3 protein-coding genes are annotated in these 2,246 nt (G+C 41.4%); 1 reads left to right on the forward strand and 2 read right to left on the reverse strand.

Annotated elements, in window-relative coordinates:
• Window positions 1-347 (reverse strand): HAD family hydrolase (locus ACR2F7_RS14465; protein ID WP_432714254.1); only part of this gene is annotated, 347 nt, incomplete at its 3' end.
• A gap of 14 nt (window positions 348-361) precedes the next feature.
• The gene (locus ACR2F7_RS14470) at window positions 362-1,351 is read right to left on the reverse strand and encodes an NAD-dependent epimerase/dehydratase family protein (protein ID WP_432714255.1); all 990 of its coding nucleotides are present in this window, start codon (window positions 1,349-1,351) and stop codon (window positions 362-364) included.
• A 74-nt stretch (window positions 1,352-1,425) separates the two neighbouring features.
• On the opposite strand from ACR2F7_RS14470, the gene ACR2F7_RS14475 reads away from it, so the two are divergent.
• Window positions 1,426-2,246 (forward strand): formimidoylglutamase (locus ACR2F7_RS14475; protein ID WP_432714256.1); only part of this gene is annotated, 821 nt, incomplete at its 3' end.

Consider the following 2,246-nt stretch of genomic DNA (forward strand, 5'->3'; position numbering starts at 1 on the left):
GGGGTAATAAATTCTTTAAAACCACCAGAAACGATCAATATTTCATCAGCATGTTTCTTAAAGAAATCTGCATTGCGGGAGAAAGAGCTAGACACCTTTTTCTTGAGCATTTTGATCAGCTGTTTCAGGTGATCTTCGTTAGCTTCTAATAATTTTACGCGCTGGGCAAGACTTTCACTGAAAGAAAGTTTCCCTTCCATAGCCAAATTAGTATACTCTTCAATTTTTTTATAAATAAGCTCTCTGTCGGGGTGCTTTTTTAAAGAAATTCGCGCCAGTTCATCTAAAGCCTCTACTTGCGTAAAGGTGCTGTCGAAATCTATAATGTAAAAGTTTTTAGTACTCATATGCTCGTTTATGATTAAACCTTTAGGGCCAGTGCAGCACAAACTTCGGCAATACTCACTGCCAGCGGTTTAAACTCCATACCTATGGTTTTTTTTATTTTTTCGTTACTATAAATGCTGTTGTTGAAGCTGCTCTTTGCTGTTTCATGGGTTAGGCCAGCAGGTTTCCCCGTAAATAGAGAGGCAAATTTTGCAGCACGCCAGGCAATGCCCAGCATCAAAGGGGTAGCCATTTTTGAAGGGGCCTTTACTTTGAAGCCTTCAGCAATGGCAGTAAAAAAATCTTTATAACTGCAGTTTTCCGCAGAGATAATAAAACGCTCGCCGCTTTCACCATTTGCAGGTTTAATGTCCCTGGCCATCAGTTTAACCATAGCCGATGCTACATCCTGCACATCTACAAAACCTGTTGAACCGCTGGTGTAATAGGATAAGCCTTTTTTGATGAGTTCGAAAATAGCACCGCTCCCTTTAAAACCTGCATTGGCGCCAATAATGATAGATGGATTGACAATGATGGCGTTTAAACCTTCGGAAATGCCCCGCCATACTTCCATTTCACCTTCATACTTAGAAATGGCATAGCTGTGTACATTGGCATCGTAAACCCAGAAGTCTTCTTCGCAAATTTCTTTGCCTTTTTTTGCCAGGCCTAATGCGGCAACAGAACTTACATACAGCAATTTGATGTGAAGATCGAGGCAGAGGTGAACAATATTACTGGTGCCTTCTATGTTTACCCGCAGCAATTCTGCTTTATCTTTAGGGTTAAAAGAAACCAGCGCCGCACAGTGATACACTTGGGTAATGCCTTCAAAAGCATCTTCAAGTGTAGCCAGATCGTTGATATCCGCTATAACCCAGGTGATTTTTGTGTTGCCCTGTAGTTGCGCCGGAATCACAGAATTTTCCCGCTTGATGGCAGTAACCTGCATTCCCTGCCGGGTGAGTTGATGGATCAGTTCAGCCCCTAGAAATCCAGTAGCGCCGGTAACCAATATCATTTCATTATTTTTAGGATGTTCATTAATGTATGGGCTCAAAAATAGATATTTGTGCCCATAGATTATATTACTTTATGTCCTTATCAGATTTTTTTTCTCCTTTAAACCTTAAGGGAATTACGCCGAAACAAGGATTTTTAAGCAGTCAGCTTGGATTGAAGGCCACTTTTTACACCGATAACTTTCCCGAACTGGTAGAAAATGTTTTTGATATTGCCATTTTCGGGGTGCTTGACGATCGTGCTGCGGTAAATAACAACGGCTGTGCGCTGGGGCCTGACCATTTCAGGTCACAATTTTATACCCTTCATGAGGGCAATTACAACAGCCGTATTCTTGATTTAGGGAATATTAAAGCTGGTGCAGCACTTTCAGATACTTATGTTGCCGTAACAATGGTGGTTGCTGAATTGATTAAACTGAATATCATACCCGTTATTATTGGTGGCGGCCAGGATATCACTTATGCACAGTACATGGCTTACGAGCGGCTGGAGCAAAAAGTTGACCTGGTAGTGGTAGACAATAAATTTGATTTACACGAAGATGACCATGTAGGCATTGCAGCCCGTTCGGACAGCTACCTTAATAAAATATTTCTTCACCAGCCAAATTACCTATTTAATTTCAGCAATGTAGGCTATCAAACTTATTATGTAAACCAGGATAGCCTGAAGGTGTTGAATAAACTATATTTCGATGTCCATCGTTTGGGAGAATTTGCAACGGATATATCTTTAGCCGAGCCGATCATCAGAAATGCAAATATGATCAGCTTTGACATCTCCGCAGTACGTTCATCAGATGCTATGGGCAATGCCAATGCAGGTCCGAATGGCTTTTATGGAGAGCAGGCATGCAGTATTGCCCGTTATGCAGGCCTGAACGATAAATT

The sequence above is a fragment of the Pedobacter sp. genome, assembly GCF_045628745.1.
In the GTDB taxonomy this organism is placed as follows: domain Bacteria; phylum Bacteroidota; class Bacteroidia; order Sphingobacteriales; family Sphingobacteriaceae; genus Pedobacter.

Bases quoted from the DNA above. Each gene is read 5' to 3' on its own strand.
- ACR2F7_RS14470 (WP_432714255.1), bottom strand. From the start codon at position 1,351: ATGATATTGGTTACCGGCGCTACTGGATTTCTAGGGGCTGAACTGATC.